3 protein-coding genes and 1 pseudogene are annotated in these 5412 nt (G+C 75.0%); 3 read left to right on the top strand and 1 reads right to left on the bottom strand.

Translation table 11 applies throughout. The features are described from left to right. Together AB0M03_RS39295 and AB0M03_RS39290 are read left to right on the top strand one after the other, a co-directional pair. Nucleotides 1-335: pseudogene (locus AB0M03_RS39295) on the top strand (dolichol-phosphate mannosyltransferase); the annotation flags it as partial. Nucleotides 336-424: 89 nt separating this feature from the next. Then, nucleotides 425-1477 (top strand): YhjD/YihY/BrkB family envelope integrity protein, encoded by a 1053-nt coding sequence (locus AB0M03_RS39290; RefSeq protein ID WP_363501531.1) that lies wholly within the window; start codon nucleotides 425-427, stop codon nucleotides 1475-1477. A 107-nt stretch (nucleotides 1478-1584) separates the two neighbouring features. Here the strand turns inward: AB0M03_RS39290 and AB0M03_RS39285 are convergent, their stop codons facing one another. Then, nucleotides 1585-4215: a hypothetical protein gene (locus AB0M03_RS39285; RefSeq protein ID WP_363501528.1), complete on the bottom strand. Its 2631-nt coding sequence runs from the start codon at nucleotides 4213-4215 to the stop codon at nucleotides 1585-1587. A 322-nt stretch (nucleotides 4216-4537) separates the two neighbouring features. Between AB0M03_RS39285 and AB0M03_RS39280 the strand changes: the two genes are divergently transcribed. Next, the gene (locus AB0M03_RS39280) at nucleotides 4538-5269 is read left to right on the top strand and encodes a GPP34 family phosphoprotein (RefSeq protein ID WP_363501525.1); all 732 of its coding nucleotides are present in this window, start codon (nucleotides 4538-4540) and stop codon (nucleotides 5267-5269) included. Nucleotides 5270-5412: the final 143 nt, after the last annotated feature.

Raw genomic sequence — 5412 nt, 5'->3', positions numbered from 1 at the left:
TGCTCTCCCGCGGCGGCTCCACCTACTCCCGCCTGATGCTCGGCGTGCCGATCCGCGACGTCACCGGCGGCTACCGCGCCTTCCGCAAGGAGACCCTGCTCGGCCTCGGCATGGACGAGGTCGCCTCGGCCGGCTACTGCTTCCAGGTCGACCTCGCCTGGCGCACCGTCAAGGCCGGCTTCAAGGTCGCCGAGGTCCCGATCACCTTCGTCGAACGCGAGCACGGCGCCTCCAAGATGAGCCGAAACATCGTCGTCGAGGCCCTCTGGCGGGTCACCGCCTGGGGCATCACCGCCCGCATCGACAAGATCACCGGCCGGAGCGGCCGGAGGTAACCGCCCGCCGCGCGCGGGTGCGGGCCGCCACCGGCGGGGCGAGCATGGGGCTGGGTCTCGCACGGTGCACGCTCGCGGAGGGAGCCGGTGTGGCAGGTTCGCAGCAGCCGGGGATGCGGGCCAGGGCGGCCGGACTGGCCCACTCGATCAAGGCCGTGCCCGACCGCATGCCGCTGATCCGGCGGGCGCTGCACCAGATCGTCCGGGTCAACCTGCTGGACTGCGCCACCCGTCTGGCCGCACAGGCCTTCCTGAGTGCACTGCCCGCGCTGATGGTGCTGGCGGTGTTCGCCCCCGCCGCCGTCAAGGAGGGCGTGGTCTCCTCGCTGCGCGACCAGCTCGGGCTGAAGGGCGCGGCCCAGCAGCAGGTGGCGGCGTTCCTGACGACCGGGCACGACGACGAGGTCTCGCAGAGCTTCGGCGCGGCGGGCGTGATCATCACCCTGCTGTCCGCGACCACGCTGAGCCGGGCCGTGCAGCGGGTCTGCGAACGCTGCTGGGACCTGCCGCGCGCGTCGGGCCGGATCACCGCCTGGCGGTGGCTGCTGTGGCTGCTGGTGTGGCTGGTGGTCCTGGTGTTCCAACACGCCCTGCACGACGGCTTCGGCGCGGGCCTGTGGCTGGGCATCCCGTTGACCTTCCTGCTGGACACCGTGCTCTGGTGGTGGACCCAGCACCTGCTGCTGGCCGCACGGGTCCCCTGGCGTCCGCTGCTGCCGGGCGCGCTGCTGTGCGGCGTGGCCGTGGTGGGCGTGAACGCCGCCGCCGCGGTCTACCTGCCGCGGGCGGTGACCCAGAGCGTGGAGCGGTTCGGCCCGTACGGCGTGGTGTTCACGCTGCTGTCCTGGCTGATCGTGATGTTCACCGCGGTGACCTTCGCGATCGCGCTGGGGCGGGTGCTGTCGCAGGAGCCGGCGGTGGCGCAGCTGCTCGGCACACCGCTGCACGGCGCGGGGGGAGAGGCCGCAGCAGGGACGGCCACGACGGGGACGGCAGGACGGCCCGGCGAGGATGCCCGGCCGGACGAGGACGGCGGTCCGCCGACCGCATCGGGCGCTCCGGGCCCGCCCGACGAAGTGGACGGGGCGGACGGGCCGTCCGGGGAGCCGCCGGGCCGGGTCGGAGGTCCGGCCGCCGGGTGACCGGACGGCCGCCTCGGACGGCGGTCCGGAGTACGGAGAGGGCCCCGCCGTTCCCGCCCGGAGGGCTGGGAGCAGCGGGGCCCGGTGTCCGGCGCCGTGGCGGCCCGTCAGAGGATGCGGGTCAGCCTCGACAGGATGGACGGTGGTGCGAGGTCGCGCTCGAGGGTGACCGGCACCTCGATCCGGCCGGCGCCCTCGCCCGCGGAGAGGGTGCCGACCTGGGTGCCGGCCTTCACGGTGTGGCCGAGCTTGATCGCGTCCAGGTCCAGCGTGGCGGTGATGCCGGACCAGCCCGCGACGGTGAGGTCCTTGGCGGCGACGATCGGCACCGTGCCGCCGAGGCCGTCCTCGACCTGGCCGACGACCTGGCCCTGCTTGGCGAGGGTCTGGCCGTTCAGGCCCTTCTGCACCGACTTGATGATCTTCAGGCTGGGCGCCTGGGCGACCTTGGCGAGGTCCACGCCGGCCACCGCCGGCTGGCGGAGGGTGACGCCGATGATGGTCCGCTTGGTGCCACCGACCTCCTTGACCGCGGCCCACATCAGCGCGGACTGGGCGGCGGTGGAGGAGCCGGTCTTCACGCCGATGACGCTGCCGCGCTCGGTGAACACCAGGTCGTTGGTGTTGGGGATACGGACGCCGTTGTGCCGCATCTCGGGCTCGGCGACGATCTGCCGGAACACCTCGTCCTGCATCGCCTGCTCGGCGAGCTTGAGCTGGTCGGCCGCGGTGCTCTTGGTGTCGTCGTCGTAGCCGGCCGGGTCGGCGTAGGTGGTGTCGGCCATGCCGAGCCTGGTGGCCTCGGCGTTCATCTTCGCGACGAACGCCTCCTCCGAGCCGGCGTCCCAACGGGCCAGCAGACGGGCCACGTTGTTGGCCGACGGCAGCATCAGCAGCTCCAGCGCCTGGTACAGGCTGAGCTCCTTGCCCTCGACCAGCTGGGCGCGCGACTGGTCCTTGTCGGTGGACTCCTGGGCGGCCGCCTTGTCGACCACGATGTTCGGCCCGCTCTCACCCTTCTTCAGGGGGTGCGACTTGAGGATCAGGTAGGCGTTCATCACCTTGGTGACGCTGGCGATGGACACCGGCTTCTGCTCGCCGGAGGTGCCGACCGGTCCGACCCCGATCACGGCGGCGGCGGACTGGCCCTTGGCCGGCCAGTCCACGGCCAGCTGCTCGCCCTGGAAGGTGAAGGAGGCGGGCAGGCCGAGCTTGGTCTCCGGGTCGGGGAGCGGGCGCAGCAGCTGGACGACGACCACGATGCCGAGCACGAAGGCGAGGAACAGCGTCCAGATCGCGGTCCGCTTGGCGGCGCGGCGCACCGGGCTGGCGGGGCGGGCGCTGAGGGTGGCGAGCACCTCCATCGCCTCGATGGTGTTCTCCGGCAGCGGGGCCGGGGGCGGCACCGGCGACGGGTCCGGCACGGGCAGCGGGGCCGGCGGGGTCGGCACGGGCTGCGGGCGCGGTGCGGGCCGGGGCTCCGGCTCGGGGCCGGGCTCCGGCTCCGGGTGCGGCTCGGGAGCCGGGGAGGGCTCCGGGAGCGGCTCGGGAACGCTGCCGCCGACCGGCTTGCGGGTGTCCTTCAGCGCGGCTCCGGCGACCTCGCGGCTGTCCCGCATGGCGAGGCGCGGGTCGGCGCCGGCGGGCTTCGCAGGGGCCTTGTCGGCGCCCTCGGCCGGGGAGGCGGCGGGGGCAGCGGGAGTACGGGCCTCGGGGGGCAGGCGCAGCGCGCGGGTGGCGTTGTCGACGGGGAGGCGCAGGGCCTTGGTGGCGTTGTCGACGGGTGCGCCGTCGGCGGCCTCCGCGGGGCCGTCGGCGGCGACGGGGGCGTCCTTGCCGGCCTTGTCGTCCTCGGCCTTCGCCGGCTTCTCCTCGGCGGGCGCGGCCTTCGCAGGCTCGGCCTTCGCGGACGGAGCCTCGGCGGGTGCGGCCTTCGCGGACGGGGTCTCGCTGGGCGTGGCCTTCGCCGGCGCGGCCTTGGTGGCCTCGGCGGGCAGGCGCAACATGGTGGTGGCGTCGCTGACGGACGGCTCGGGGGTGGCGGCGCGCGATGCTGCGGCACCGGACGCGGTGGCACCGGAAGCCTTGCGGAGCACCTCGGCGGGCACGCGCAGCATGGTGGTGGCGTCGCTCGGCGGCTCTGCGGCGGCCTCGACGGCGGGCGCCGCCTTGTCCGCGGTCTCGGTCTCGGTCTCGGCCTCGACGGGGGATGCGGCCCCGGCGGGCGACTCGGCGGCGGACGGCCGGTCGGCCTTCGCGTCGACCACCTTCGCGTCGTCGGCCTTGGCATCGACCGCCTTCGCGTCGTCGGCCTTCGACTCCGAGGCGGCGGGCTTGCGGACCTCCGGCGGGAGCCGCAGTGCAGTGGTGGCGTTGTCGACGGGGAGGCGCAGCGCCGTGGTGGCGTGGTCCGTGGTCCGGACCCGGAGGTGGACGGTGGAGCCGGCCGGGCCCTGCACGGCTGCGGCAGCGTCCTCGTCGAGCCCGCCGTCCTCGTCGTCCTCGGCCTCGGCGCCGTCAACATCGGTGTCGCGCCCGCCGTCCCCGGCGGTGTCCTCGGCCGGGTCGGCGTCGGTGCGGTCCCCGGGCTCACCGGTCTCCGGCCCGTCGGCCTCGGGGCGGGCCGCCTCGGGCCCGGCGCCGTCCTCGGGTGCGGCGGTGCGGTCGGACGCAGTGTCCTCCGTCGCCGAACGCTCGGCCGCCCCGTCGCGCCGCCCTGTGTCGGGGGACTCGCCCACTGACCCTCTCCTCCTCGTCCGCCCGGCGGACCGGCTGCCCGCCCGGGCCGGCGGGCCGCGGGCCGCGCCGATCCTTCATTTTTTCCTACGGGTTCTCGTCCCGTCGGGATGTCTGTACAGTCTCCGCCACCGGTGGCGCGACCGCTGCGCACACCCCGCCCGACCGGCCGTTTTTCTCCCCGTCCGGGCCCGTCCCCGGCTCAGACGCCGCGCCGGGGACACCGGTTCCAGCCTGCCGTGCCAAGGTCACGATTCGGAGGCGTACTCGACAAGCCTGTGTGAGAGGCGTCACGCTGTCTGTCATCCACGCGGGGAGGCTTGGATGGGCAGGAGCCGCAGAACTATTCCTGAGGAGCTGTTGCTGCTCGCACTGGACCCGACCACGGGTACCACTGCGCAGCCGCAGACCCTCGACCTCGGACTCGCCGGGGCACAGCTGGTCGAGCTGTCCCTGGCCGGACGGATAGCCCCGGACGGGGACCGGATCGCCGTGGTACTCGCACGGCCGACCGGTGACCCGACCCTCGACCACGCACTGGAGCTGCTGCGACGGCGCGGCAGTGCGGTGCGGGCCGCGCACTGGATCGGCGGGCCCCGACTGGGCCTGAGGCAGACGTACCTGGCGCACCTGGAGCGGTGCGGCATGGTGACGGCGGTGCCGGGCCAGGTGTGCGGGGTGCTTCCGACGACGCGTTACCAGGCGTCGGACGACTGCACCAATTCCGCGATCAAGCAGCGCCTGGACACGGCGATCCGGACGGGTGTGCCGCCGGACCCGCGGACGGCCGCGCTGGCGGCACTGGCGCACGCGGTGGGTCTGGGCAAGCACCTGTACCCGGGCAACGAGGGCCGGTCGTCCCGGTCCCGGCTGCGCGACCTCATCCGCTACGACCCGCTGGGCGGGATGGTGGCGCACGCGGTGATGGACGTGCAGAACGGCCTGCCGGCCCAGCAGAACCGCTCGGGTGCTACGGCGGCGGGCGCCCGCCCGGCCGCGGGGCGGCCCGCGGCGGTGAACGGACGCCCGGTCGCCACCCGGGTGGGCGCGCGTTGATCGGCGCGCGCCGTTAGCGAGGACATCAGGGGCGGCCCGCCCGGCAGGACCACTGCCGGGGGGGGCGCCCCCAGTGGGAGGGCCCCCCCCCGCGGGTCCCGCGGGCCCCCGGGGGGGGGGGGGGGGCCCCCCCCCCGGCCCAC

It is taken from the genome of Kitasatospora sp. NPDC051914 (assembly GCF_040680995.1).
Taxonomy (GTDB): Bacteria; Actinomycetota; Actinomycetes; order Streptomycetales; family Streptomycetaceae; genus Kitasatospora.
This window is presented reverse-complemented; position numbering and strand designations above follow the sequence as displayed.